Consider the following 26,919-nt stretch of genomic DNA (forward strand, 5'->3'; position numbering starts at 1 on the left):
TAAATATTTATTATTGACATATAAATGTAATAAAATTACAGTTTTGTTACAAGTAATTAATATAGTTTGTTTTTTGAGCTTAGAAAATGAAACACAAGTATTTGAGAACAGTTTTATGTTCTGCAGTCACCCTTTTTTCTTTTACAGCGCTAGCTAATTCAACTGTAGTTAAAGCTGAGAATATTGATACTGCTAAGTCAGTAGCAGTTAATCGGGCAACAGACCCGGTTATGACCGTTACGTCTGCTAAACGGTTTTCTAAAGTATTTAAATTGGTTCGGAATACTATTGTTTATCCCACAGTTAATGATGTTATCAATGATACTTCTAAACTAATTGGCAGAAGCTCGGTTAAGAAAATGGCAGATAAAATTATAAAATTAAGATTACTGAATTTGGTACCAGTAGAGTTGAATTGGTTGCTCACATAGTTGATCAAAGTGGCAAAAATCAAGGCTGGGTTGACTTCTTTAATAGCGATCTTTATAACATAAATGTTAAGAAAAAAGCATTACAGCCACTGACCAAAGCCGAATTAAAAGTCATGAATTTACCGTTTGAAGGCAAAAAGCCATCACTAATTCAAATTAAAAATGAGGCTAAAAGCTACACGGTCAAAACGAAAAAAATTGCCAATAAATCAATAAAGGAAATAAAAGACTGGTTTGCTTATAAAGGTGATTTAGCGTATACACAATATCCATCACTATTAGTTGGTAAATAGTAATTATTTATAAAAATGCGTGTAAAAGTATCAAACTTTTACACGCATTTTGTTTCAAATAGAATAATTAAAAGACTAATGACTCAAATCAACTGGTAAAAAATTTTAAGCTAGAGCTTTTTGTCTTTTAGTTTCTAATACTTTAAAGTCGTGTTGAATAGGTTGAGTGATTTTAGACGTTGTGTCAGGGTCCAGAACAAACTTGGTCATTGTTGGGCAGTCTTCGGGTTGAATATATAAACTTCTGCCTGAAACATCATATCCTGCCCAGTAACCAGAATAATCACATTTGTCTTCACCCTCGTGAAGATGTTCTAGTCCCCGTGGAATCATGACGGATTTAAAGACGTTATATAATTGTGGAATTCCTTGATCAGAGTGGAATGGTGCTAGGAATTTAGAAATAAATGTGCCACGAACAAAACGTGATGGTGCAGTGTAATCACCGGGTAATCCCAACAGACCTGAACCACTTTCAATTTGTTTAATATCTAGTTGATCAGTAATTTGGTGATGACCCAAATTGTGATTAGTTAAATGTAAATAATTCCGTAAATTGTCAAGATGCCAAGGATATTCCGGACTATTGGTCATCACACCAATGCCATCATAAATTTTGAAGGCACCATTGTTAACTGGTTCCAAAATAACGCTTTTGCCGCTGGGATCACAGAAAGTGTAATGCATTGGAATTGGAGTAGGGATGCCTGTGTCTGCATCTTCCCAATCAGGATAATTAGTTTTTTCCTGACCTAAATGTTTGAATGCTTCTTTAATTTCTGCGATAGAACCAAAATTACTTAAAACATAGGCAACAACTTCTTCACCAATGATTGGCTTTAATCCGCGCTTTTTAAGATTTTCTACTGTATCCCAAGAGGCCTCTTCTAAAAATTGTGCATCTCCTACGATTCCAGCACTATTAATGCCATCGTTAAAGAAAAGCGAATCATTGACGTTGATACCCATAAACGGATATTTGGTCATCCAGCTTTGGTGCAAACCCTTTAATTCATAGTTTGCAGGAAAAGTGGTCATTTTGCTATCTGCACTAGGTTTAAAGGGATCAAATGTAAAGTCCATTGTCCGTCCCCAAAATACGTCACCACTATCAGATTTAATTGCAATAGTTGTACACATGCTTAATACCTCCCAATTATTTGTTTTGCTTTTTTAAGGTTAATCTAATTTTATCATATTTTTTAAATACCACTAAAAAATAGGGTGTTTAAATAATCTTGTATAAAGTTCAATTTTTCCTTTAGATAATTTGGTCATAAAAAAGCCCCAAAAGTTATCCAACTCTTGGAGCTCTGAACTAACCTCTCCTTTTTTCAGCAAAAAATTTACAAACTATCCTGAATATTGTCAGCTAAATAATTGTATAACATGCCGGCTTTCAGATCCTTGGTGTCAATTCCCAGCGCTTCCGCAATTGCGTATGCAAATGCCCAGGCAGTTGCAGGACCACGACTGGTAATTACTTTGTGAACATTATCAGTAACAGTAATAGTTTCCTTGAAATGTCCGCTTGGGGCATCTTTTTTAGTTTGTTCTTCAAAACCAGGGTAGCAAGTATAATCAGCATCAGCTATAACGCCGTAACGAGCCAGAGCAATGGGAGCAGCGCACATTGCCGCATCCCATTTGCCAGCGTTATGCCGTTTTATCATTAAATCTGCTAACTTTTTATTGTCACGTAAATTTTCTGCTCCGGTTGTTCCACCTGGAAGAGCTACTACGTCATAATCCAATAGACTATCAGCAACAGTTTTATCACAAGTAAGTTTGATATTGTGTGCACCATTTACAGTTGTACTAGTAAGTCCAATCATGTCCGCTTGAACGCCTAAGCGGCGCAACACATCGATAATGCTTAAGCCTTCAACTTCTTCACAACCATCGGCAAAAACTACAGCTACTTTGTTCATTTGTTTTACCTCACAATCCTTTTACTTTATTATAAACTAGCTTAATTCCAGGTAAAATAATAAATCACTTAATTTATTTAAATGTAAGGTTGGGTGAGGGCTAATTGGCATTTTTACTTTCTTGGGCGCGAGCCAAAGGGAATCTAGGTTAGCATTTTCGGCCCCCTGAATTTCATCGACTAAGTTTGTACCAATCACAAGACAAGTAGCTGGCGACAGATTTTGCTGCTGCAATATTGTTGTCAAAACCTTCTTATCTGGTAATTTACTAGTCAAGTCATCTTTAAAATAAACCGCGGAAAAATAATTTATTAGTTCTGTATTTTGCATGCGGGATAAAGCCACATCTTTTTTCTCTTTTGTCAGCAAAATCAAGTTAACTTTATTTTGCACTTCATCTAAAAAAGGCAAGACTTCTTTATTTAACTGATCTTGTTTTTGCAGCTGGTTGTCAAAAGCCTGTTTCGCAGAAATCCAGTCATTTTTAAAGAATTCCTGCAAAGTTAATTTAATGCGTTCATCAAATCCTAGTAATTTAATCTTTTCCTGTACTGAGTTATATTGTATGCGCTGAGCTGGACCAAATTCTCTGCCTGCCAACTTCAAAGTCTGACTAAGTGCATTTAGTTCTGCAACTTTTTCGTTTAATAAGCTTCCTTCAAGAATAAAAATTAAAGTTTCATATTTTGCCAAGTGTACTTTTCCTTTCATTAACTAACCCTCTGCATTATAACGATTAGCTAAGCTAAATTAAAGACAAATATTTATGAACAAGTTTTTACTCATAATTTTTCTGAGTTCTCACACAGCCACCTGAATAGTTTTATTATTTTTACTATAGTTCAAGGATTTTTGATTAACATGTTAAAAATTATTGTTTTTTGTAAAATTGTGATACTATTTAGACAAATATCTAATTAGATATTTGTCTAAATAGAAAGGAAACTAATGTGAGCTTTGAGTCTAGTTTTAAGGCCTTGTCAGATCCAGTGCGCCGCAAAATATTGCAGCTTTTAAAAAATGGACCAATGTCGGCAGGAGATATTGCTAATCATTTTAATATGACTAAAGCTACTATTTCCTACCACCTTAATATGCTGAAAAAGGCTGATTTAATTGAAGAGGAACACGAAAAAAACTTTATTTATTATTCGCTAAATACTTCTATTATAGAAGAAATTATGGGTTGGCTTGTTGATCTGAAAGGAGATCATGATGAAAAAGAATAGTATTCGTCAAACAGAATTAATCTCGCTTCTGCTAATCTTATTTCCAATTTTGACCGGAGCATTTTTATATAATCGTTTGCCGCAAAAAATGGCCACACACTTTGGGATGACTGATATGCCAAATGCTTTTAGCAATAAATTATGGGTTATTATTGGTCTGCCTTTTTTGGGAATTATGCTTCAAATAATGGTTTTTTTTATATTACACAATCAAAAAGAAACCAAAAATCTTGATTTTAAGATAGTTAATATTACCCTTTGGCTTGTTCCTGTTATTACTAATATCGTAAATCTGTCACTTTATGCCTATGCACTGGGTCATAAAGTAAAAGGCTCCTTTATGCTTAGTGCTTTTTTGGGACTGTTCTTTATTATTTTTGGTAATTATCTGCCTAAAGTTAGTCCCAATCATGTCGTTGGCATTAGATTACCATGGACTTTGAATAATACGGAAAATTGGCGTAAAACACACAGATTTGCCGGATGGATCTTTTTTATCAGCGGCATTTTTCTGCTTCTAACTTCTTATTGGGAAATGTATTGGATGATTATAGCTGTTGCTATTTTGGTTATTTTGATTCCAACTTCTTACTCATATTTATTGAGTAAGAAAGGGTATTAAGTAACTAAGATACTGAGAGATGAATTTAAAACAAAATATTTATTTAGAGAAGAATTGACTTTATTATCGACTAAAGTTAATTCTTTTTGCGTGCAAAAACTGTATGTTTCAGTAATTATTAGTTAAAGACTAATTTGTTAAAGCCAATTTCATTATTAAATAGACAATTGGTCAGAATTAAAATACCTGCTTAAATTATTTTTCAAGAGCATTATAATAGAAATTAACTTTAAAAAGGGAGTTAGTTTGAATGGCAGCTATTTTTTCAGTAATTTTTATCTTAATTGGAGGCGTGGCCAGTGGCTTGTTGTCGTCAGTAGCTTCAATGGCTTCTCTTGCTTCATATCCGGTATTACTAGCTGTTGGTATTCCACCAGTTTATGCCAATGTCACAAATGATGCTGCCTTGATTTGGACTAGTATTGGTTCTACTATTTCTTCGACAAAGGAACTTAAAGGACATTGGCACCAAGTTGCCTTTTACTCGATATTTACGGTTGTAGGTTCTTTAATTGGCTGTCGTTTATTATTAGCTTTCCCATCGAGTGTTTTTGAAAAAGTGGTACCAATTTTTATTGCTGGTTCGGGTGTTTTAGTAATTGTTTCAGGTAAGCATCATAGTTTAGAGCCGCATAAAAGACCACTGTGGCAGGAAATTTTTTATATTGCTGCATTATTAGGTATGGGCGTTTACACTGGCTATTTTGGAGCAGCCGGCGGAGTAATTGTGCTGGTTTTATTAACTTATATTACTGATGAAAAGTTTATTGTCGTTAATGCAATCAAAAATGTCATCTGCGGCCTGGCCAATCTGGTAGCACTAATTGTCTTTATTTTTACTTCGCGTATATATTGGCTGCAGGCTATTCCTCTTGCTATCGGCATGTTTATAGGTGGCTATTTGGGAATGGATGTCTTGCGCAAAGTTCCGGCCAAATATGTCCGCATCTTTATTGCAACTTTAGCTTTTATTCAAGCTGGGTATTTCTTTTACAAAGCATATATGTTATAGTTTAAAACACGTTATAAAGGAAGGAGAATGCAAATTGGCAACGGAAATTTATTTTGTCCGCCACGGCGAAACAATGTTTAACCAGTTAAACAAAGTTCAAGGATGGTGTGATTCTCCCTTAACGGTTAAAGGAATTAATGATCTGAAGATTACTGCGCGAGCTTTAAGTCAAGTTCATTTTGACAATATGTATTCTTCTGATTTAAAACGTGCAATTGATACAGTTCACCTGATGAAAGATGCCAATCAAGTTTCAGAAATCGGTAAAATAAAAAAATTACCTGAATTTAGAGAAGTATTTTTTGGTTCATTTGAAGGTGATGATATTGAAGATACATGGAGACAGGTTGCACTGGCAGCAGGTGTTGGACCACAAACAGATGTAACCAAAATTATCAATCAAGTTGGTATTTATGAGTTTCGCGAAGCAACCAAAAAGGCCGATCCACGTCATTTAGCTGAAAATAAAAAAGAACTGGATGAACGAATGGTAAGGGCGATTAATGTTCTTCATGAATTAACTAAAAATGAAAAGAGAGTTTTGTTAGTTTCTCATGGTGATTTTTTAAAAACCCTGGCAATTAAATATTGGAATCAGAGTGACGGTCTTCATGATATTAATTTTCCCAATAATGGTAGTGTAACTCGGGGAATACTTCGTGAAGATGGCAATTTTGAAATTATAGATTATAATATAAATGCTGAAGATATGTAAAGTCCTGCTTAAAAGTAGGACTTTTTTCGCCCTTAGGCATTGAAAGGAAATTTATGAAGGATCACACTACAAAGAAATTTGCGTATGTAACTGGGTTGAATGTTGTTATTACGGCCGCTGAATTTATTGGTGGATTTGTTTCGGGGTCTTTATCCTTATTATCAGACGCAGTTCATAATCTCAGCGATGTTGGTGCAATAATTATTTCATTCGTGGCTCACATCATCAGCAACAGGCGCAACAATAAGAATAAAACTTTTGGTTATGAGCGAGCTGAAACTTTGGCTGCTTTTACCAATGGTATTATCTTAATATTAATCAGTATCGTCCTATTTATAGAAGCGATTGAAAGATTTTGGACACCTACCAAAATTAGTGGTGGCGTTATGCTCATCGTTGCCATTATTGGACTCGTGTCAAATGTAATTTCAATGCTCGTGATGAATCAAGGTAGCGAGCAGAATTTAAATGTGCGCTCTACATTTATGCATATGCTGAGTGATGCTCTTTCAAGCGTAGCAGTGGTAATAGGTGCTATTTTTATTTACTACTGGCACATTAGCTGGATTGATCCCTTAATGACCTTACTGGTTTCAGTTTTTGTGTTTCATGAAGCTTGTGAAATAACCGGCAAAGCAGCAAATATCTTGATGGAATCCAATCCCGATATTGATTTGGAAGAAATTAATAGAATTGTTTTATCATTTCCCGAAATAAAAAACATGCATCATGTACATCTGTGGCGTTATAGCGATCGTTATATCATGCTTGATGCGCACGTTAACGTTGATCCTGATTTGACTGCTAAAAAGTTCGAATTATTGACTCAAGAAATTAGCGCAAAATTGCAAAAATTAGGTATTAACCATATTAATTTTCAAGTTGAATGTGAACGCGGAAAAAATGATAAAATGATTGTAACTGATCGAGAGTAAGTAGGAGAAAGATAATTTTGAAAATTAGTATTTTTACTGCTGTTATCGTTTTGATAGTCGGCTTATATGATATTGCCTATGCTTATAACAGACGGTACAGCAATCATAATCGAGGAGTAACTCCTTTTATGATATTAGGCATCATTTTTACTATTAGTGGTTTGATTTTAATCATAATGCACTGGGTAAAGTAAAATGGTTAAGTTGGTATTGTTAAGACATGGTGAAAGTACAGCCAATAAGTCTAATGTATATACTGGCTGGAATGATGTTGGTTTAACTGTTAAAGGACGAAAACAAGCAGAATCCGCCGGCAATTTGATTAAGGAAATTACCGATTTTAAGCCCACTCATATCCATACTTCTGTTTTAACTCGAGCAATTGTGACAGCTAATATAGTAGCTGATATTTGTCATTTTTTATATTTACCTGTTACTAAGACTTGGCGTTTAAACGAAAGACATTATGGCAAATTGCGTGGAATAAATAAAGATGAGTCACGCAAAATATTTGGTAAACAGCAAGTGTTAGAATGGCGACGTGGCTTTTACGCTGTTCCTCCTTTGGGTGAAAAAGTGACTTCAAGACGCTATTCTAGCTGCGACTTTCACCTCTTGCCAAGAGCTGAAAGTCTTTATCAGACACAAAAGAGAGTGTTACCTTATTATCAAGATAACGTAGCCACCAGGTTAAAAATGGGTGAGGATCAATTAGTCGTGGCTCATGGTTCAAGTTTGCGCGCATTAATTAAAAAATTGGAGAATATCAATGATTACGATATTATCAAGCTTGAGGTGCCAAATGCAGAGCCCATAATTTATACTTTTGATCAACATTTAAAAATTATTGATAAAAAGATTTTACGCAGCTTTTAGTTCAATAGTAAGGATTTCTGCAATTATATGTTAAAATTTAATACGATATCATTTAAATTTTACATTTTTAGTTTGGAGTAGAGGCATGCGTAAAATATTTTTATTACGAGGCGCACCCGGCTCTGGTAAATCTTCATTTATTTCTCGTCATCACTTACAGCCATATGCAATTAGTCGTGATCAGATCAGATTGTTATTGGCGAATCTAACCTATTATTATGAAGAAGAAACAGATTGCTTACATCAAGTTATTCCCCGTTATGCAAACGAGCAAACGGAAAAAGTGGTGGATTACCTCGTAGAAGAAAAAATGAAACGCGGCGAAACAGTTATTGTAGATAGTACGCATATTTTTACGGAAAACATCGAACATTATCAACCCTGGGTCGAGCGTTATCATTATGAGTTATTTGTCGTTGATTTAATGTATCATAAAACTTTGCGAAATTTATTGAATCGTAATGAAATTCGCAGACAGTATGATTGGGTTAAGCCTAATGTGATTAGGGAAATGTTTTTATCATATCAAGATAACTTTGATGTGCCTGAGTGGGCGCATGTGATAAGCCCTAATCAGTTAGGTAAAGCATTATCGCAAAAGGAAAGTAATTTGGATCATTTTGCTCACGTCATCGCAATTCCTGATAAAGTTACAGAAGAGAACTTTCCTCATGTGCATATTTCCAATTTTTATTTTTCTTTTAATGATTTATTTACAGAAAAGTATGGTACATATCGTAATGTAGTTACGATTGGGAAAACCAAGGATGAAGTTGTCAATCAGTTTCGCTTACCGTTTTTTGTATTTAAATTTCATCACAAACATTTTTTGATTTCTGCGTATCCGGTTAGAAATGAAATGCTTGATCCTATTAAAAAGGTTAAAAGTGTTTGGTCATATTCTACGGGACTAGCTAATCCGGCTGATTTTTTGGAGCAATTTCCCCAAAGCCGGCCGCAGCATGTGCACCAGTTTAATTTATGTAAATTACATCCGGATAGATTATTACATATTTGGTAATAGCCTTGAAAAGAGTTTCGACAAGACGAAACTCTTTTTTAATATTGAGAATTCCTTTTCAAGCCTTGCTGGTAAATTATAATGAAGTATAATTTAATTGTTAGTATGCTGATAGCGCTTTTAAAAGGAAATGGATACAAATGAAAATTAAAGAACTCAAGCAAGAATTTAGTAAAATTTATCACCAAGAACCAACCGGCTGTTATTTTTCGCCTGGTAGAATTAACTTAATTGGTGAGCACACTGATTATAATGGAGGTCATGTGTTCCCCTGTGCAATATCTTTAGGAATTTATGGTGCAGCCAGTCCGCGGACTGATGAAAGATTTTGCTTTTATTCTGCTAATTTTGCCGATATGGGCGTAGTAGAAACTGATATGCGCCAGCTGCAGTTTGCAAAGGAAGATTCATGGGCAAACTACGCAAAAGGGATGCTTCATTTTATGCTCGAAGATGGGCCAAAGATTGATCATGGTCTTAATATTTATATTAATGGCAATATTCCTGATGGTGCCGGATTATCTTCGTCTGCAGCCTTAGAAATGTTAATTGGCATTTTATTGCAGGATCAGTTTAAACTAACTTTTTCTAAGTTAGAAATCGTCAAGCTGGGAGTCAAAACCGAAAATGACTTTATTGGCGTCAATTCTGGCATTATGGATCAATATGCAGTTGCTATGAGTAAAAAAGATCACGCCATTCTGCTTGATACTGAAAAGGTAGAGTCTGAGCTGGTACCACTTGACTTGAAAGATAATGTCATTGTTATTATGAATACGAACAAGAAGAGGACCTTAGCAGATTCAAAATATAATGAACGTAGAGCAGAATGTGAAAAGGGATTGCACTTTTTGCAGGAGAAACTGTCAATTCAGTCGCTGGGTGAATTGGATAATTTAACTTTTGATGAGAATAGTTATCTTTTGCCAACAGAAAACCTGCTGAAACGCTGCCGTCACGCAGTCTGGGAAAATGAACGCACATTAAACGCTGAAAAAGCACTGCAAAAGGGTGATTTAAATGAGTTTGGTCACCTAATGAATGCTTCACACATCTCTTTAGAGTATGACTATGAAGTGACGGGTAAAGAACTTGATACATTGGTTCATACTGCTTGGAAGCAACCTGGAGTTTTGGGTGCAAGAATGACTGGTGCTGGCTTTGGCGGCTGTGCGATAGCTTTGGTTGCCAAAAATAAAGTTGAAGCTTTTGAAAAAAATGTCGCTGATATTTATCAAGAAGAAATTGGCTATTTACCTTCATTTTATATTGCAGACACTGCTGATGGTACAAAAGTTTTATAATATTGGAAAGTTGAGATGGATAAAACGAATTTAATTGATAATTTTATTACGCAAGTTATTGCCCACAGCGATTTTACGGAACTTGATCGTATTTATTTGAGAAATAGAATTTTGGCCCTTGTTGGTGATGAGGCAAGAAAAGTAACAACCAATAAGGAAGATCTACTGGATCTTAAAGACGAGTTGATTCAGGCTGCTCAAAATTCAGAAAAGTGCCCAGCTAATAATTCCGCTAGGGATGTCCTTGATGCACAATTAATGAATTTGATTGTCCCTAGACCAAGCATTGTTAACCACGACTTTTGGCAAACTTATGAGCGTTCACCACAAAAAGCGATAGCTGATTTTTACCAATTGGGTAAAGATAGTGATTATATTAAAACTAGAGCTATTGCAAAAAATATTTATTTTACAGCTGCAAGTAAATACGGCGATCTAGAGATTACGATTAATCTTTCCAAACCAGAAAAAGATCCCAAAGAAATTGCGGCAGCCAAGAATGCCAAAGTAAAGTCATACCCAAAGTGTCAGTTGTGTATGGAGAATGAGGGCTACCTTGGTCATATAAATTATCCTGCGCGTACCAATCACCGTATCATTCGCTTTCATTTAGGAGATGAAACTTGGGGCTTTCAATATTCCCCTTATGCGTATTTTAATGAGCACTGCATTTTCTTAGCGCCAAAGCATGAACCGATGGTAATAAATGAACAAACTTTTGCCAATTTGCTGGAAATTGTTGCTAAATTCCCAGGTTATTTTGTTGGTAGCAATGCGGATTTGCCAATCGTAGGCGGCTCGATTTTAGCGCACGAACATTATCAGGGTGGCAAGCATCGCTTTCCGATGGAAAAAGCACCAATTGATAAAAAACTTAACTTTAAGGGATTTGATGATGTAGAAGCAGGTATTGTCAAGTGGCCTATGTCTGTGATCCGTTTACGTGGTCTAAATAAAAATAGCTTAATCAATTTAGCAAACAAAATTTTAATAAACTGGCACAATTATAGTGATGAGAAAGTAACAGTTCGGGCATTTACAGACAATACCCCTCACCATACTATTACCCCAATTGCTCGTTTACATGGACAAACTTATGAACTTGATTTAGTTTTAAGGGACAATCAAACTTCAGATAAATATCCTGATGGAATTTTTCATCCCCATGCTGATGTCCAGCACATTAAAAAAGAAAATATCGGCTTAATTGAAGTAATGGGATTAGCAGTTTTTCCGCCACGCTTGAAGCCCGAGATGCTTGAGGTAAAAAAGTTTTTGCTTAACCAATCTAACAATATTGCACCAATGCATCTTGACTGGGCTAAGGAAATTAGCAGTAAGTATGAAATCACTAATGCAAATGTGGATCAAATTCTACAAAAAGAATTAGGTCTTGTTTTTGCACGCGTTTTAGAAGACGCGGGGGTTTTCAAGCAAACTGCAGAAGGTAAAGCCGCTTTTATGCGTTTTGCTAAGAAAGTTGGTCTATGTTAAGTTTTTAATTTTATTTAAGTAATCATATGAATAAAGGCAACAATAAGAGCATTTTTTAATAGGGAAAAATTAGTTTTTTCTTAACTTTTTTGGCATACTATTTTAGTTTATAATTAATATTATACATGATATAGTATTCAAAGATATATTTGTTAAGAGGACTTCTGCTAATGCTAAAACGAACCCCAAAATTTGTTCTTATTTTTCTAATTATTTATTTTTTTATGATTACCTGGCAGTTTTTTATAGCCGCTAAATCTGAAGCAGGATTAATACCATTAAAGGGCAAAGCAGTTGACATTTCTGTTATGCTTTTCTTTTCAATTCAGCCTAATGGTTGGAACGAAAATATTATAAATTTAGTTATTTTGTTGGCCTTGGTATCTGTCTTTGGAGCTGGTCTCTTAATCTATTTTAAAAATAATAATATGTTTAGCGCTGTCCAGCAAAGAATTGGATATCATGGTTTTATCAAAGCAGGGATTATTCGCTCGTTTATTATTGGTGTAGTATTTTCTTTAATAACTAATCTTTACCAGTTAGCATTAATTAACTTATTTTATTATCCCTTTTTCTTTAAAACCAGACCTATCAAATTATACATTGGTGCCAGACCAGGATATTTTTCCACTAATCAACTAATTGACTTATGTTCGTATGTTATATTATCTGCTATTGGCTGGGGTATTTTTGCTGTTTTAATTTTCAGTATTGGTCTGTTTGTATCAAAAAATAGTATTTATCTAGTTTTGGGCCCGTGTGTAGGGCTGGGTTTAACCTTATTGTCATTCATAATATCACTGGGCAATGAATTTTTGCTCTTTCTCTCGTATTTGTGGTTTCCATTTGCTGTACTTGCACCGGGACAGTTTGCGCTAGGCTCTCGCTTGCCACCGATTAATTCATATTTGCTTTTTATAGTAGTGGCATTGGTTTATCTGTCACTTGCTGCTTACCTAATCCAACTTTGGCAGAAGAAAAAAAGAAAGCTGGGCTAATTATGCGCTTAAAAAGAATATCCTGCAGACTTGTTTTAATTGGTTTCATCATATTTTTGATAGGATTAATGGGGAGCATTATACTTATAAAAACAGGTTCACCAGAAACCATGGAATTGCCAAACGAATATCTCAATTTTCACATGGTATCACTGTATTTGCAGCCAGCGGTCTTCTTGCTATTTTATAAGCAGATACTTACTTTTCGTAACATCAACGTGTTTGTGACGGTGCGAAAAAAGAATAAGTCGATGATCATGCACTTAATGGTACTGGCTACAATTTATTGTTTAATTTTTGTATTAGGTCTTTTTGTTCCGTATTTTTTTACTGATTACCCTTTATTTAAATTTGGTAACCCAATTGTGGGCATTGAACTCATACTACTACACGTGCTGGTTTTTTTGCTTCTACTTTGGCTGTTAGTTGGTGGCTATAACTGGCATAGGCCTTATTTATTATTGCTAATGGCGATAATCATAGACTTAATTTATCACTACTATATTGAGAAAAATATTTTAATAAATTACAGTCTCGTGTATGACGAGTTATATCGAGCTGTTCATGAAATTTATGGTGGCTTTTAGGAGAAATAATGTTAGAGCTTAAGCAGATAAAAAAGTCATTTGGTCAGAAGCTGGTTTTAAAAAGCGTATCTTTGACAGCTAAGCCAGGAGAACTAATTCATATTTCAGGTATTAACGGTTCTGGAAAGTCTACCATTTTTAAGATTATTACCGGCTTGTTAAAGGCTGACAGCGGTGAAATTAAGTTGGATGAAAATGATATTGTTGGGGCATTAATTGAAAATCCAAGTTTTTTGGAATATGAATCAGCCATGTCCAACCTTCATTTTCTGGCTAATCTTAACAAGCGCTTTAATGAGAAAGAAGTTAGGGATTTACTACAGTACTTTATGCTTGATCCTGACGATCCGGAACCCATAGTCAAGTATTCTGTTGGTATGAGGCAAAAGGTGGGCATCATCCAGGCTGTGATGGAAAACCAAAATATTATTTTGCTTGATGAGCCGACACGTGGAATTGATCAAGAGAGCATTGGCTTTTTTGTAGCTATGCTTAAAAAATTAAGACAGCAAAATAAAATTATAGTGGTTGCCAGCCATGATCAAATAAGTGAGCTTAAATACGATCGTCAATTCGTATTGAAGAAGGGAATACTGCGAGAAAAGCAAAAATAGCTTTGAATACTTATTCAAAGCGTATAAAAAAGCATTGGGAAAACTGCTAGGTGATATAACCACCAAATTTCTCAATGCTTTTTAATATTTAACTTTTTGAACGGAAATAATAATTTTATTTAAAAGCCAAAGCGCCCATTGGGTCCCATGGTAATAATTGGATCGGGTCCTTAGCTCCTTCATCAAAGGCTGTTCTTAAATCATCAGGTAAGAATTTCTTGTTAATAACTGCTTGGTAGACAAATTGGTCAAACCATGAGTCACTCATTACAAAATAGCCCTTAAAGCCTGGCTTTTCTCCCCATGAGTTTTCAATCTTCCATTTAGTAGGCTTGTCATCAACTAAGTCAACGCCGGTGATAACCATGGCATGATCCATCATACTTTCGCTGGAATCAAGTTTATCACCCTTAGACATTGAAAAGTCAACGTCAAATAGTTCATCACGCTTATAAATATTGGTGTCAAGCAAGCCCAGTTGTCTTTCTGAATCCTTACCAACATTTGAACCAAACCAAACAACTTCTCCGGCTTTTAGTTGTTTAATAATCAAGTCTTTCATTTCAGAAATTTTAACGTTAAGGTGGCGTACTTGTCTGCCGCCAACAACATTACCCAAGTACTCAACTGAAAAGACTTTGTGATATGGTTTATCATCAGTAGGAGAGTTAATGATTGAAACATGATCTTCCAAGTTCATGCCCACAAATTTATCAAAGAATTCTTTAGGAGTGATACCAGCTTCACGGTGGTAATTACCATCATCATCTTTATATTCAAAGTCAAATTTCTTTGGTGGTACGCCTAATGAAATAGCTAAAATGCGGAAAACATCATTTAACAATTCGTTTTTGCGTTGCTCAATTTCGTCTTCTGACTTACCTGCATTGACCAAATCGCGTAATTCTAAGCCGTCTTTACGCAAAAGAGTATTTAAAGTATCATTTAAAGCGCCAGAATTGTTCGAGTTGGCAGTTTCTGGGTAAACAGACTTGGGTACAATACCATACTTTTCAACTAATCCACATAACATGTCCCATTGACCACCATCTTGTTGCGGGGTTGCGAATAGGAAGCTTACCTTACGGTCACCGAGTGGCTTCTTAGCTGACGCAATTACATTTTCGAAGAAGAAGTTTGATTTTTCAAATTTGTCCCAGAAATTAGTGTAATTTTGAGATAATTCAAAATCCTTAATCTTATATTCTTTTTGCAATGGGTGACGCATAGTATTTAATGCAGAAAACATCCAGCAGCGACCAGACTGCTTTTGATCAGCAGGTTTACCAGTATCAATCTCTACGGAAAAAGTAGGTGTTAAATCAATTTTTGATTGCAAATTTTGACTTGCCTTAAAAATGCCGTTTTCTTGAGCAGCATGACTGGCAATATTAATTCCAGCATGATTTGATAAATCATTTGTAAACTTATCAATGGCTGCACTTGTAATTTCTTTTGTCATTTATATTAAAATCCTCCTTAAACAAACTAATACTATTTTAGCCTAACTAAATAAAGTAGTCTATCTTTGAAAATTTAATTATTGTTAAAAATATATTGGCTTTTGCTTTATCTATTTAATCTGAAATGTTTATATATTTTTGTTTGCTGGATTTGGCTTATGATACCAGATCGAATGAAATTCTGAATGCTTCTCAAAGTATTTAATAACTAAAGGATCAAGTGGCCAAACAGGTAAGTGAGATTCTTGAGCAATAAACATTACTGTTGCCATTTGTTTGTGTAAAATCTTGTTACTGTCTATTTTGGGGTTGATAAAGAAATGGTTCATTATCCAGACAGTAGCGTCTTTGCGCTTAATTTTATCCATGGTCCAGCTGCAAATAGTTTCGCCATTATCATCATCTTCGCAAAAAAATTGGTGAGGGTTATCTAAGTTAAACATTTACTTTTCCTTCAAACTTTAATATTTCAGCTAATTTTACCAAACTAATTATATAAGATTTTAAAACACAGCAGTAAATTAATGTAAAATAGTGTTTAAAGATTTTTAAAGGAGATAACATGGAGAAAATTCGGGGCTTTGAAATTGTATCTAAATATAAAAATAAAAATGTGGCGTTACCTAGAAGACAAACAATTGCCAGTGCAGGCTATGATTTAGCAGCAGCAAAAGACGTTTTAATTCCCAGTATTTGGCGGCTTAATTTTGTGCGTATTTTTCGGTTAATTCGTAATGGTCATCAGCTATACGAACAAGACTATGAAATGGCCGAACATGTGCTCAAGCCGTTTTTGATTCCGACAGGTGTAAAGGCTTATATGCCTGAAGATGAAGTGTTAATATTGGCTAACCGCTCTTCAAATACTTTTAAAAAAAATCTTTCTTTGCCAAATGGCGTGGGCGTCATCGATGCGGATTATTACAATAATGATGACAATGAAGGTGAAATTTTCGTACAGTTAATTAATTATGGCGTTAGACCAATTCAGATTCACAAGGGGGATCGAATTGGTCAGGGGATTTTTGTTCATTATTTAAAAACCGATAATGATCTGCCTATTGACAGGCAAAGGTTAAGCGGTTTTGGCTCAACTAATAAGAAGGAAAGCTAAATGGCAAAACTTAAAACAAAGTATAAATGTCGTTCTTGTGGCTATATTTCTGCCAGCTATTTAGGACGCTGTCCTAATTGCGGTGCCTGGAATCAGTTTGAAAAGGAAACTGAAGCGGTGCAAAATCGCTCAACTAAAGGCAGCCCTAGTCGCTTGATCAAGAAAACCGGAATAAGTGAACCGGTTAAGCTGGAAAATGTTAAGGCTGAAAAAGAAGAACGCATTCAGACTAGTATGGAAGAATTGAACAGGGTTCTAGGTGGGGGCATTGTTCCAGGCTCCTTAGTCTTAATCGGTGGTGATCCAGGAATTGGCAAGTCGACTTTAATGTTGCAAATCATGAGCGAACTAGCTGGTAAATATAAAGTATTGTACGTTTCCGGTGAAGAATCAGCTAATCAAATCAAGTTAAGAGCAGATCGCTTGGGACTGCCGGCTAATGATATGATGCTTTATCCAGAAACTGATATGGAAGATATTCGCCAGCAAATTGCCGCTTTAGCACCTGACTTTGTTGTCATTGACTCAATTCAAACTATGAATGAACCTAGCTTAGACTCAATGACGGGTTCAGCATCACAAGTAAGGGAAGTTACAAGTGAGTTAATGAAAATAGCAAAAATGGATGCTATTACCGTTTTTGTTATTGGCCATGTTACAAAGGAAGGGGCAATTGCCGGCCCTAAAATTTTGGAGCACATGGTTGACACTGTTCTTTATTTTGAAGGTGATGAACACCATGCCTACCGTATTTTGCATTCCGTTAAAAACAGATTTGGCGCAGCTAATGAAATCGGCATGTTTGAAATGGTTAATAATGGTTTAAAAGAAGTTACTAACCCGTCTGCTATTTTTTTGGATGAGCGTTTACCGAAGTCAACCGGGTCTGCTATTGTCGTTTCACTCGAAGGGACTCGTCCTATTTTGGCAGAGATTCAGGCATTAGTTACACCCACTGCTTTTGGCTATGCTAAAAGAACTACATCTGGTATTGATTATAACCGCGCTGGACTGCTTTTAGCAGTTTTGGAAAAACGGGGCAACTTAATGTTGCAAAATCAGGATGTCTATTTAACAGCTACCGGTGGAATACGCCTTAACGAACCCGCTGTCGATTTGGCTGTAGTGATGGCTATAGCGTCTAGCTATAAAAATCAGGAAATTTTGCCCACAGATTGTTTTGTAGGCGAAGTCGGTTTAACTGGTGAAGTAAGGCGAGTTAATCAAATAGATGCGCGAATTAAGGAAGCAGCAAAAACTGGGTTTAAGCGTATTTTTATTCCCAAACATAATATGCATACCAGCCTGAAAAACGCAGATATTGAAATTATTCCGGTTTCAAGTATTCCGCAAGCATTAAAACTGGTTTTAGGCTAACGAATATTGAACTTTTTGACTATTACGCGTAAACTTAAATTGTTTATATTTACTTTTTGAAAGAGGCATGAATTTTGGCTAAACAAAAAATTCGGGTAAGATATGCCCCAAGTCCAACGGGGCATTTACATATTGGTAATGCACGGACTGCGCTATTTAATTACTTATTCGCGCGGCATAATAAGGGCACTTTTGTTTTAAGAATTGAGGATACGGACCAGAAACGGAATGTTGCAGGCGGCTCGCAGTCGCAAATGGAAAACCTGCACTGGCTTGGTATCGATTGGGATGAAGGTCCTGATAAAGGTGGCGCTTATGGCCCATACCGTCAATCTGAGCGTAAGGATATTTACAATAAATATATCAAACAGCTGATTGATGAGGGCAAAGCTTATTATTCTTATAAAACTGAAGAAGAATTAGAAGAGCAGCGTGAAGAACAGCGGGCCATGGGAATTGCGCCCCACTATACTTACGAATATGAGGGCATGACAGCTGCTGAAATTGCTCAAAAGCAAGAAGAAGCAGAAAAGAAGGGCTTAAAGCCGGTTGTTCGTATCCACATTCCTGAAATGGAAACATATTCTTGGGATGATATTGTTAAGGGACATCTAAGTTTCGAATCTGATACTATTGGTGGCGATTTTGTCATTCAAAAGCGCGATGGTATGCCAACTTATAACTTTGCTGTTGTTATTGATGATCACCTGATGGAAATCACTCATGTTTTGCGAGGAGATGATCACGTTTCAAATACCCCAAAACAATTAGCAGTTTATGAAGCATTAGGCTGGCAGCCGCCAAAGTTTGGTCATATGACTTTGATTATTAATTCTGAAACTGGTAAGAAACTTTCTAAGCGTGATGAATCAGTTTTACAATTCATTGAGCAATATAGAGATTTAGGCTATTTGCCTGATGCAATGTTTAACTTTATTACTTTATTGGGCTGGTCTCCTGTGGGCGAGAGTGAAATTTTCAGTCAACGAGAATTAATTAAGCAATTTGATCCTGCGCGTTTGTCAAATTCTCCTGCTGCTTTTGACCAGAAAAAACTGGAATGGATTAACAACCAGTATATTAAGAAAGCTGACCGAGACACGCTTTTGGATTTAGCGCTTAACAACTTGCAGGAAGCTGGTTTGGTTGAAAAAGATCCCAATCCGGAAAAGCTGGAATGGGTCAGACAATTGGTTAATATTTATTCTGTCCAAATGTCTTATACAAAACAAATTGTGGATCTGGCAAAGATTTTCTTTAATGCACCTAAAGATTTAAGTGAAAAAGAAATTGCGGAAATTCGTCAGGATGAAGCCAGACCAGTAATTGAGGAATTTAAAAAACAAATTGATTTAATTCCCCGTTTTACTGCACCGCAAATTATGAATGCGGTACAAGCAACTCGTCAAGCAACTGGGATTAAGGGCAGACGCTTGTTTATGCCAATTCGAATTGCTACTACCAGGTCAATGGTAGGACCAGGAATTGGCGAAGCGATGGAGCTCTTAGGCAAAAAACGCGTATTAGAGCATCTGGACTTAACATTAAAACAAATGAGTGAAAATGGCTTGTAAATAAAAGCAGCGTATTATTCCGTTATTGAATGAGTAATACGCTGTTTTAGTGTATATTTGAAAGGAACTTGGCTACGTTAAGATTAAATCTTTTGCTTGTTAGGATTTGTCACAGTTTCTGGTAAAATGAGAATATAAGATTTTAGAAAGGCAAGTCAGCCGCTGTGAAAATTTATAATACTTTAACTAATACAAAGGAAGAATTTAAGCCGATAGTGCCCGGACAAGTGACAATGTATGTTTGTGGACCAACGGTATATAATTACATTCATATTGGTAATGCCAGAAGCGTCATTGCTTTTGACACAATCAGACGTTATTTAGAATTTCGTGGGTTCAAGGTTAACTATGTGTCCAATTTTACAGATGTAGATGACAAGATGATTGCTGAAGCTCAAACTGAACATCTGACTGTCCCTGATTTAGCTGCAACATATATTAAAGCTTACCTAGCAGATATTGCTGCTTTAAATGTTGAGCCTGCTACTAAAAATCCTCGTGCTACGCATGAAATCACTGCGATTATCAAATTTATCCAAAAACTAATTGATAAAGGATATGCCTATGAATCAGATGGGGATGTCTATTATCATACCCGGAAATTTAAGCACTATGGTCAACTTAGCAGTCAAAACATTTCCGAACTTGAAGAAGGGGCTTCTAAGCATATTAATGCTGCAGAACAAGAGCGTAAAAAAGACCCGATTGATTTTGCCTTATGGAAAAAGCAAAAAAGTTCAGCTGAAATAGCTTGGAAATCGCCTTGGGGAATGGGTCGGCCTGGTTGGCACATAGAATGTTCGGTGATGGCTATTAAATATTTGGGAGAAACAATTGATATTCATGGTGGGGGCCAAGACCTGGAATTTCCCCATCACGAAAATGAAATTGCACAAAGTGAAGCTGTAACAGGAAAAACCTTTGTTCATTACTGGATGCACAATGGTTTTGTAACAGTCGGGGCAGATGCAGAAAAAATGTCTAAGTCACTGCACAATTTCGTGACTGTCCACGATTTACTGCAAGAAGTGGATCCACAAGTATTGCGCTTTTTTATGGCAAGCGTTCAATATCGCAGACAAATTAACTATTCAGCGGAAAATCTAAAACAGGCGCAAATTATTTTACAGCGGTTCAAAAATACATTTAATAACCTGGAATACCGCCTAAAAGATGATTCAACTAGTGAAAAGGCAGAATTTCTAGCCGCTAAAATTAAAGATACTGAGCAAAAATTTGTCACAGCTATGGACGATGACTTTAATGTGCAAAATGCTTTAACTGCCATTTACGATTTATTACCAGAAATAAATGCTAATATTAATGCTAAAAATGCTGATAAAGGTGCTCTTAAAAAAGCGGCTAAGCTTTTAACAAGCTGGCTGGCAGTTTTTGGAATAGATGTACAGCGCTTAATTACCACTGAAAATCAAAATAATGATGAGCAAGTTCTGCGACTAATTAAAAAACGTGAAAAAGCACGTAAAAATAAAGATTGGGCGCGAAGCGATGCGCTGCGTGATGAATTAAAGCAAATGGGCATCACAGTTGAAGATACCCCGCAAGGAACGAGGTGGTTACGTGAGTAAAACTAAAATAATGATAGAAAATGATGTTAATCCAGAGACCTTAAATGGGCAAACTTTAGCTTATCTTGGGGATGCTGTTTATGAGATATTTATTAGGCGTCACCTCATTAAATGCGGCATTGTTAAACCCCAGTCTTTGCAAAGACGGGCAACCCATTATGTTTCGGCTAAGGCACAGGCGGCATTAATTACAAAACTGCAAGAAGATAATCTGCTTACAGCAGATGAAATTGCAACTTTTCATCGCGGAAGAAATTCAAAAACTTATACGAAAGCCAAAAACACCAGTTTAGCCACTTACCAATTATCTACAGGTTTTGAGGCAGTTTGGGGCTACTTGGAACTTTTAAACAAAAGAAATCGCATTGAAGAATTAACTGAGTGGTGTATTAAAACCATTGAGAATGGAGGCATTGAAAAGTATGACTTCAAGTGACAAGGATTTTGTCTATGGCCGGCATGCTGGACTGGATTATTTAAGAACACAAGATGCTGATCACATTAACAAAATTTTCTTGCAACAAGGAATAAAGGAAAATTTTGCTAATGAGGTTTATGCCCTGGCTAAGCAAAAGGGCTTAATTATACAAACTGTTCCTAAAAGTAAATTGGATAAGTTAGTTCAGGGTGAGAATCATCAAGGACTAGTTTTAACAGTTGCGAGTTTCGAATATGCTAATTTGGAACAATTATTAGAGCAATTTGCAAATACCAAAGAGGATCCATTTTTATTAATGCTTGATTCAATTGAAGATCCCCACAATTTAGGCTCTATTTTAAGAACTGCTGATGCAACTGGCGTTGATGCAATCATCATTCCTAAAAGAAGGGCTACCGGTTTAACTTCTGTAGTGGCCAAAACTTCAACTGGTGCGATTGATTATGTGCCAGTAGCACGGGTAAACAATCTTGTACAAACTGCAAAGATGCTTAAAAAGCGGGGCTATTGGCTTTTTGGTACTGATATGAAAGGCACAGATTATCGTCAATGGAATAGTAATGGTAAAACAGTTTTGGTAATCGGCAATGAAGGCAAAGGAATATCACGACTGCTTAAAGAGCAGATGGATCAGATGTTGACTTTACCCATGGTCGGTCATGTACAATCACTTAATGCCAGCGTCGCCACAGGTGTTTTGCTTTATCAGATGCTTAATAGTAGAAATCCACTCCCATAATTTCTTAACACTTTGGTTTAACCAGAGTGTTTTTTTATTGCAAAATTCTAAAAAACTTTTTTAAGTTTAATGCAGCTTTAACAAATTTGACTTTTTGTCATGGCTAAGTTAACACAAAAAAATAGTTGCTGAATTTGAACCTAAGTTCGATTTTTAGGATATTTTGGTTGTTGTATTCTTCAGAAAAATTTACCAAAAGGAGAAAGTAAATGAAGGATACCGAAAAAACCATTAAAAGTGAGGCGGAATTAATTCAGCAAATTAAAGAAGGTGATGATGAGGCGCTAATAAATTTATGCCAGCTTTATAAACCTTTGATTAATAAAATTAAGAACATATATCATGTTCGCTACTATGATAATCAGGACTGGGAGCAGGATGCGATGATTATTTGTCATGAATCGGCAATTGGTTTTGATTTAAATAAAGGAAAATTCAGCAGCTATTATAAGACCAGGCTTACTAACCATGCGCGATCTTTGGTTAGGTATGACAATGCTTATCGCAGACAGGCGTTGAAACAATCAATTTCTTTAGAAACGGCAAAGAAAAATCATATTTTACCCCTAAATAAATCCTTTGCCTCCATGCCAGAAATACCATTAAGTGAAAACATTGCAATTTTAACCGCAAGATTATCTGATTTGGAAATTAATGCTTTGCTAGTGGGATTAGGCATTAAGGAACAAGAAGATGTAATCAACAATTTAAAGATCAGCCAGCTAACTTTAGCGAGAGCGCGCTCGCGCCTTGTCCAAAAAATGCGCCAAACATTGCTCAATTAGTATTTTTATAGTATACATTTCAAAAATGCGGTATAATTTTACTTGTAGAATAATTTTTAGGAGGTAGTTAAGATGGCAGAAGAAGTTATGAAAACTGCATTGTTAGATCGTCACATGAAAGAAGTTTTTGACTGGAGTGATTCAGATCTTCCAGTTAGAGATGCTCTTTGGGATTATTTTATGGAAAAGAATGGTAAAGATACCATTAAGACTGAGGAAGCTATGCTCCCATTCCTAAAAGATACTGACGATAAAATCGAATCCTTCGTAAACGAAAATCTTAAGAAGTAAATCCGACTAATACAATGTTCTACGCACAGTGGTCACGCAATAGTTTGGCCACTATAAAGCAGCTGCTTGAAGAAGCAACTGCTTTTATTATATTTTTGTAAGCTTGAACTTAATCAAGTTTATCGGTAATTATTAAATTAATTGCTTAAGCAATTAATTTTTGCTAAAATACAATAGTTTGGAAGTGAGATTATGGCAGTGAAAAAAGCATCATTGGCCTGCAGTATTTGCGGCTCTCGTAATTACTCAATCACCGCAAGTAAAAATCGCACTCAGCGGCTCGAATTAAAAAAGTTTTGTAAACATTGCGGTAAAATGACTTTACATAAGGAAACGAGGTAAGTTATGGTTAAATTTTTTAAAAGTGTAGCTGAAGAAATGCGTTTGGTCACTTGGCCAACATTTAAACAAAATCGTCATGATACAGCAATCGTAATTGTTTCCTCAATTTTGTTTGCAGCATATTTAGGTTTGCTTGATTTATTGCTCACCAATATTACACAAATTGTTATGTAATAGCACAGTTTCTCTGTTTGTGGTACAATTGAATAAGTTATAAAAGTCTTCTGACGTGGAGGCTTTTTTGTTTGCCAAAAATAAAAGGAGAATTTCTAATAATGGTAGAAACAACTAAGAAGCAGTGGTATGTACTTCACACTTATTCAGGATATGAAGATAAGGTTAAATCAGATCTATTGTCACGTGCACAAAGTATGGGAATGCAAGATTATATCTTTCGCGTTATGGTTCCTGAACAAGAAAAAATTGAAAAAGTAAATAATAAGAAAAAAGAAGTAGAAGAAAAAATCTTTCCGGGCTACGTTCTGGTGGAGATGGTAATGACGGATGAAAGCTGGTTTGTCGTGCGTAATACGCCAAATGTAACTGGCTTTGTGGGTTCACACGGTGGTGGCTCCAAACCATCTCCTCTTTTAGAAGAAGAAGTAAATAGACTCTTACGCCAACAAGGTGAACCGGCTAAAAGACCACAAATTGACTTTGAAGTTGGGGAAACTGTTACTATTATTGATGGCGCTTTTAATGGCGTTGAAGGCAAAATTACTGAAATTCAGCCTGATAAATATAAGTTGTTTGTTTCGGTTGACATGTTTGGCCGTGCTACTACCACTGAGCTTGACTATGATCAAGTGAAGAAGATTAGTTAATAAATAGGTCAATTATTGCAAAATTGCTAAATTGATGATAATATATTAAAGTACTTTTATTATTGTGGGAGGAAAAGTAGGTAACTTTTCCATTTTAACCACGCACGGAATCAAGGAGGTTTTGACCGTGGCAAAGAAAGTTGTAAATGTTGTTAAATTACAAATTCCAGCTGGTGCTGCAACACCCGCTCCACCAGTTGGTCCAGCTTTAGGTCAAGCAGGTATTAACATTGTTGGTTTTACTAAGGACTTCAATGCTAGAACTGCTGACCAAAAAGGCATGATAATTCCTGTAGTCATCACAGTCTACGAAGATCGTTCATTCGACTTCGTAACTAAGACTCCACCAGCTCCAGTTCTTTTGAAACAAGCTGCTAAGATCGACAAGGCATCTGGTGAACCTAATACCAAGAAAGTTGGTAAGGTTACCAAGGATCAAGTTAAGGAAATTGCTGAAACAAAGATGAAGGACCTTAACGCTGCTGATGTCGAAGCTGCTATGCGGATGATCGAAGGCACTGCTAGAAGCATGGGTATCGAAGTCGAAGACTAATCCTGTTATTTATAACAATTTAGGTGGGAGAGTTTAAACTCGCTTGACCACATATTAAGGAGGAAATCACATGCCAAAGCATGGTAAAAAATATTTAGAAGCTGCTAAAAAAGTAGATTCAAAGAAATTATATTCAGTTGCTGAAGCAATTAAATTAGTTAAAGAAACTTCATATGCAGGCTTTGATGCATCAGTTGAGGTTTCATACAACTTAAGCGTTGACCCTAAACAGGCTGACCAACAAATTCGTGGTTCACTGGTATTGCCTAACGGTACTGGTAAGACCCAAAAGGTGATTGTTTTTGCCGATGGTCCACAAGCTGAACAAGCTAAAGCGGCTGGAGCTGACGAAGTTGGTTCTGACGATCTGGTTGAAAAAGTACAAAATGGTTACTTAGACTTTGATGTTGTTGTTGCTACACCAACAATGATGGCTAAAGTTGGTCGCTTAGGTCGTATTTTAGGACCTAAAGGCTTGATGCCAAACCCTAAGACCGGTACTGTAACAATGGATATTGAAAAAGCCGTTAAGAATGTTAAGGCTGGTCAGGTTGAATACCGTGTTGACCGTCAAGCTGCTATTCATGCTGCTATCGGAAAAGTTTCATTTACTGATGAACAGTTAATTGAAAACTTTGATGCTTTACGTGACGTTATTTTACGTGCACGTCCATCAGCAGCTAAGGGTCAATACATTAAGAGCGTAGCTGTGGCTGCAACCTTTGGCCCTGGAATTAAACTTGATCCATTAAATTTGGACTAAAACAAAATAGTTAACTAAAGCAACTTTGCTATCTTGGCAAGTTGCTTTTTTTCTCTTTGCAAGTATTTATGATTGGTCTATGGTGAAAGTTTTGATAAACTAAAGCTGAATTTATTTGTCTAATTGAGGGAATTATTATGAAAAAAAGTAATTTGGGTGTACTGCTAGCATTAATCTTGTTTATACCCCTTTTTTTAACTGGCTGCAGTCAAAACCGGGAAAAAATTACTATAGTTGGCTCCAGTGCCTTACAGCCTTTAATAGAACAAGCAGGTAATGATTATCACCTGGCCCATATGAGCAGCAATATTGTGGTTCAGGGCGGAGGTTCCGGTACCGGTTTAAGTCAAGTGCAAGCCGGAGCTGTTGAAGTGGGTACTTCAGATGTTTATGCGGAAACACAAAAAGGTATTGATGCCAAAAAATTGGAAGATTTTCCAGTCGCTGTAGTGGGAATTGTTCCGATTGCTAATAAAGGCGTTGGGGTTAAAAATTTATCACCGAAACAGCTTTCCGATATTTTTACCGGCAAAATTACAAACTGGCGTCAAGTAGGTGGCAAAAATCAGTCAATCATTGTGATTAATCGTTCACGTGGCAGTGGTACAAGATCTACATTTGAAGATTTGATTTTAAAAGGAAAAGACGCGGTAAATTCTCAAGAGCAAGATTCTAACGGTACGGTTAAAAAAATTGTTAATTCAACACCTGGTACTATTTCTTATATTTCTTTTCCCTACGCAAATGACCAAAATATTCAAAAAATAAGTATAAATCATGTTCAGCCCGAAAATAAAAATATTCCTACGAATAAGTGGCCGCTTTGGTCCTATGAGCATATGTATACAAAAGGCAAGCCCAATAAGGCAACGGCCGCTTTTATCAAATATGTACTAAGTAAAAAAGTACAAAAAGATTTGGTTCCCAAAATAGGCTATATAAGTGTTCACGAAATGAAAGTAACACGCAATAGTCAAAATAAGGTTACAAAGATAGGTAAATAA

Annotated in this window: 34 protein-coding genes; 29 read left to right on the top strand and 5 right to left on the bottom strand. The window is 35.9% G+C overall.

Annotated elements, in window-relative coordinates; translation table 11 throughout:
* Positions 1–86 precede the first annotated feature (86 nt).
* Together ACFQ32_RS06835 and ACFQ32_RS06840 are read left to right on the top strand one after the other, a co-directional pair.
* Positions 87–431, top strand: a complete 345-nt coding sequence (locus ACFQ32_RS06835) for a hypothetical protein (protein ID WP_046325310.1) — start codon at positions 87–89, stop codon at positions 429–431.
* Complete coding sequence (locus tag ACFQ32_RS06840) at positions 416–724, top strand: hypothetical protein (protein WP_046325309.1); 309 nt, start codon at positions 416–418, stop codon at positions 722–724. The genes ACFQ32_RS06835 and ACFQ32_RS06840 overlap by 16 nt, the downstream gene beginning before the upstream one ends.
* Before the next feature lie 105 nt (positions 725–829).
* Here ACFQ32_RS06840 and ACFQ32_RS06845 read toward each other — a convergent pair whose 3' ends face one another.
* The 3 genes from ACFQ32_RS06845 to ACFQ32_RS06855 form a co-directional block, all read right to left on the bottom strand.
* Complete coding sequence (locus ACFQ32_RS06845) at positions 830–1,864, bottom strand: linear amide C-N hydrolase (protein WP_046325308.1); 1,035 nt, start codon at positions 1,862–1,864, stop codon at positions 830–832.
* A gap of 206 nt (positions 1,865–2,070) precedes the next feature.
* Positions 2,071–2,655, bottom strand: a complete 585-nt coding sequence (locus ACFQ32_RS06850; protein WP_046325307.1) for a DJ-1 family glyoxalase III — start codon at positions 2,653–2,655, stop codon at positions 2,071–2,073.
* Positions 2,656–2,691: 36 nt separating this feature from the next.
* The gene (locus tag ACFQ32_RS06855; protein WP_046325758.1) at positions 2,692–3,348 is read right to left on the bottom strand and encodes an HAD family hydrolase; all 657 of its coding nucleotides are present in this window, start codon (positions 3,346–3,348) and stop codon (positions 2,692–2,694) included.
* A 257-nt stretch (positions 3,349–3,605) separates the two neighbouring features.
* Between ACFQ32_RS06855 and ACFQ32_RS06860 the strand changes: the two genes are divergently transcribed.
* From ACFQ32_RS06860 to ACFQ32_RS06920, 13 genes are all read left to right on the top strand, one after another.
* The gene (locus ACFQ32_RS06860; protein WP_034980372.1) at positions 3,606–3,884 is read left to right on the top strand and encodes an autorepressor SdpR family transcription factor; all 279 of its coding nucleotides are present in this window, start codon (positions 3,606–3,608) and stop codon (positions 3,882–3,884) included.
* Positions 3,871–4,506 (top strand): SdpI family protein, encoded by a 636-nt coding sequence (locus ACFQ32_RS06865; protein ID WP_046325306.1) that lies wholly within the window; start codon positions 3,871–3,873, stop codon positions 4,504–4,506. Before ACFQ32_RS06860 ends, ACFQ32_RS06865 begins: the two co-directional genes overlap by 14 nt.
* A gap of 250 nt (positions 4,507–4,756) precedes the next feature.
* Entirely contained in the window at positions 4,757–5,518 is a 762-nt protein-coding gene (locus ACFQ32_RS06870; RefSeq protein ID WP_046325305.1) for a sulfite exporter TauE/SafE family protein, read from the top strand.
* Between the two features lie 34 nt (positions 5,519–5,552).
* The gene (locus ACFQ32_RS06875) at positions 5,553–6,233 is read left to right on the top strand and encodes a histidine phosphatase family protein (RefSeq protein ID WP_046325304.1); all 681 of its coding nucleotides are present in this window, start codon (positions 5,553–5,555) and stop codon (positions 6,231–6,233) included.
* A 53-nt stretch (positions 6,234–6,286) separates the two neighbouring features.
* Positions 6,287–7,168 (top strand): cation diffusion facilitator family transporter, encoded by an 882-nt coding sequence (locus ACFQ32_RS06880; protein ID WP_046325303.1) that lies wholly within the window; start codon positions 6,287–6,289, stop codon positions 7,166–7,168.
* A 14-nt stretch (positions 7,169–7,182) separates the two neighbouring features.
* A complete protein-coding gene (locus ACFQ32_RS06885) occupies positions 7,183–7,362 on the top strand; it encodes a hypothetical protein (protein ID WP_052724659.1) in 180 nt (59 codons plus the stop codon).
* A 1-nt stretch (position 7,363) separates the two neighbouring features.
* Positions 7,364–8,044 carry a 2,3-bisphosphoglycerate-dependent phosphoglycerate mutase gene (locus ACFQ32_RS06890; RefSeq protein ID WP_046325302.1) on the top strand — a complete coding sequence of 227 codons (681 nt, stop codon included), beginning with the start codon at positions 7,364–7,366 and terminating at the stop codon, positions 8,042–8,044.
* 85 nt (positions 8,045–8,129) lie between these two features.
* Positions 8,130–9,065, top strand: coding sequence for an AAA family ATPase (locus ACFQ32_RS06895; RefSeq protein ID WP_046325301.1), 936 nt, complete (start codon positions 8,130–8,132; stop codon positions 9,063–9,065).
* A gap of 140 nt (positions 9,066–9,205) precedes the next feature.
* Positions 9,206–10,369, top strand: coding sequence for a galactokinase (locus ACFQ32_RS06900; protein WP_046325300.1), 1,164 nt, complete (start codon positions 9,206–9,208; stop codon positions 10,367–10,369).
* Between the two features lie 15 nt (positions 10,370–10,384).
* Entirely contained in the window at positions 10,385–11,863 is a 1,479-nt protein-coding gene (locus ACFQ32_RS06905) for a UDP-glucose--hexose-1-phosphate uridylyltransferase (RefSeq protein ID WP_046325299.1), read from the top strand.
* 170 nt (positions 11,864–12,033) lie between these two features.
* Positions 12,034–12,861, top strand: coding sequence for a hypothetical protein (locus tag ACFQ32_RS06910; RefSeq protein WP_046325298.1), 828 nt, complete (start codon positions 12,034–12,036; stop codon positions 12,859–12,861).
* Positions 12,862–12,863: 2 nt separating this feature from the next.
* The gene (locus tag ACFQ32_RS06915) at positions 12,864–13,448 is read left to right on the top strand and encodes a hypothetical protein (protein WP_143444025.1); all 585 of its coding nucleotides are present in this window, start codon (positions 12,864–12,866) and stop codon (positions 13,446–13,448) included.
* An 8-nt stretch (positions 13,449–13,456) separates the two neighbouring features.
* On the top strand, positions 13,457–14,062 hold the full coding sequence (locus tag ACFQ32_RS06920) for an ATP-binding cassette domain-containing protein (protein WP_046325296.1): 606 nt from the start codon (positions 13,457–13,459) through the stop codon (positions 14,060–14,062).
* Between the two features lie 115 nt (positions 14,063–14,177).
* Here the strand turns inward: ACFQ32_RS06920 and pepC are convergent, their stop codons facing one another.
* Positions 14,178–15,524, bottom strand: coding sequence for an aminopeptidase C (gene pepC, locus ACFQ32_RS06925; RefSeq protein WP_046325295.1), 1,347 nt, complete (start codon positions 15,522–15,524; stop codon positions 14,178–14,180).
* A gap of 129 nt (positions 15,525–15,653) precedes the next feature.
* The gene (locus tag ACFQ32_RS06930) at positions 15,654–15,968 is read right to left on the bottom strand and encodes a hypothetical protein (protein ID WP_046325294.1); all 315 of its coding nucleotides are present in this window, start codon (positions 15,966–15,968) and stop codon (positions 15,654–15,656) included.
* A gap of 119 nt (positions 15,969–16,087) precedes the next feature.
* On the opposite strand from ACFQ32_RS06930, the gene ACFQ32_RS06935 reads away from it, so the two are divergent.
* From ACFQ32_RS06935 to ACFQ32_RS07000, 14 genes are all read left to right on the top strand, one after another.
* Positions 16,088–16,639, top strand: a complete 552-nt coding sequence (locus ACFQ32_RS06935) for a dUTP diphosphatase (protein WP_046325293.1) — start codon at positions 16,088–16,090, stop codon at positions 16,637–16,639.
* On the top strand, positions 16,640–18,016 hold the full coding sequence (gene radA / locus ACFQ32_RS06940; RefSeq protein ID WP_046325292.1) for a DNA repair protein RadA: 1,377 nt from the start codon (positions 16,640–16,642) through the stop codon (positions 18,014–18,016).
* Positions 18,017–18,090: 74 nt separating this feature from the next.
* A complete protein-coding gene (gltX, locus tag ACFQ32_RS06945) occupies positions 18,091–19,590 on the top strand; it encodes a glutamate--tRNA ligase (RefSeq protein ID WP_046325291.1) in 1,500 nt (499 codons plus the stop codon).
* Positions 19,591–19,754: 164 nt separating this feature from the next.
* The gene (cysS, locus tag ACFQ32_RS06950; protein WP_046325290.1) at positions 19,755–21,179 is read left to right on the top strand and encodes a cysteine--tRNA ligase; all 1,425 of its coding nucleotides are present in this window, start codon (positions 19,755–19,757) and stop codon (positions 21,177–21,179) included.
* Positions 21,172–21,615, top strand: a complete 444-nt coding sequence (locus ACFQ32_RS06955) for a Mini-ribonuclease 3 (protein ID WP_046325289.1) — start codon at positions 21,172–21,174, stop codon at positions 21,613–21,615. The genes cysS and ACFQ32_RS06955 overlap by 8 nt, the downstream gene beginning before the upstream one ends.
* Positions 21,602–22,357, top strand: coding sequence for a 23S rRNA (guanosine(2251)-2'-O)-methyltransferase RlmB (rlmB, locus tag ACFQ32_RS06960; RefSeq protein ID WP_046325288.1), 756 nt, complete (start codon positions 21,602–21,604; stop codon positions 22,355–22,357). The genes ACFQ32_RS06955 and rlmB overlap by 14 nt, the downstream gene beginning before the upstream one ends.
* A 209-nt stretch (positions 22,358–22,566) precedes the next feature.
* Positions 22,567–23,142: a sigma-70 family RNA polymerase sigma factor gene (locus tag ACFQ32_RS06965; protein WP_046325287.1), complete on the top strand. Its 576-nt coding sequence runs from the start codon at positions 22,567–22,569 to the stop codon at positions 23,140–23,142.
* Between the two features lie 72 nt (positions 23,143–23,214).
* The gene (locus tag ACFQ32_RS06970; RefSeq protein WP_046325286.1) at positions 23,215–23,433 is read left to right on the top strand and encodes a P8 family protein; all 219 of its coding nucleotides are present in this window, start codon (positions 23,215–23,217) and stop codon (positions 23,431–23,433) included.
* Positions 23,434–23,625: 192 nt separating this feature from the next.
* Complete coding sequence (gene rpmG / locus ACFQ32_RS06975; protein ID WP_084619582.1) at positions 23,626–23,775, top strand: 50S ribosomal protein L33; 150 nt, start codon at positions 23,626–23,628, stop codon at positions 23,773–23,775.
* A gap of 3 nt (positions 23,776–23,778) precedes the next feature.
* Entirely contained in the window at positions 23,779–23,949 is a 171-nt protein-coding gene (gene secE / locus ACFQ32_RS06980; protein ID WP_046325285.1) for a preprotein translocase subunit SecE, read from the top strand.
* A 101-nt stretch (positions 23,950–24,050) separates the two neighbouring features.
* Complete coding sequence (gene nusG / locus ACFQ32_RS06985; protein WP_038523578.1) at positions 24,051–24,599, top strand: transcription termination/antitermination protein NusG; 549 nt, start codon at positions 24,051–24,053, stop codon at positions 24,597–24,599.
* A gap of 127 nt (positions 24,600–24,726) precedes the next feature.
* Positions 24,727–25,152: a 50S ribosomal protein L11 gene (rplK, locus tag ACFQ32_RS06990; protein ID WP_046325284.1), complete on the top strand. Its 426-nt coding sequence runs from the start codon at positions 24,727–24,729 to the stop codon at positions 25,150–25,152.
* Positions 25,153–25,222: 70 nt separating this feature from the next.
* Positions 25,223–25,915, top strand: a complete 693-nt coding sequence (gene rplA, locus ACFQ32_RS06995; RefSeq protein ID WP_038523574.1) for a 50S ribosomal protein L1 — start codon at positions 25,223–25,225, stop codon at positions 25,913–25,915.
* Positions 25,916–26,052: 137 nt separating this feature from the next.
* Positions 26,053–26,919, top strand: a complete 867-nt coding sequence (locus ACFQ32_RS07000) for a phosphate ABC transporter substrate-binding protein (RefSeq protein ID WP_046325283.1) — start codon at positions 26,053–26,055, stop codon at positions 26,917–26,919.

Source organism: Lactobacillus melliventris (assembly GCF_042679465.1).
GTDB classification, from domain to species: Bacteria; Bacillota; Bacilli; order Lactobacillales; family Lactobacillaceae; genus Lactobacillus; species Lactobacillus melliventris.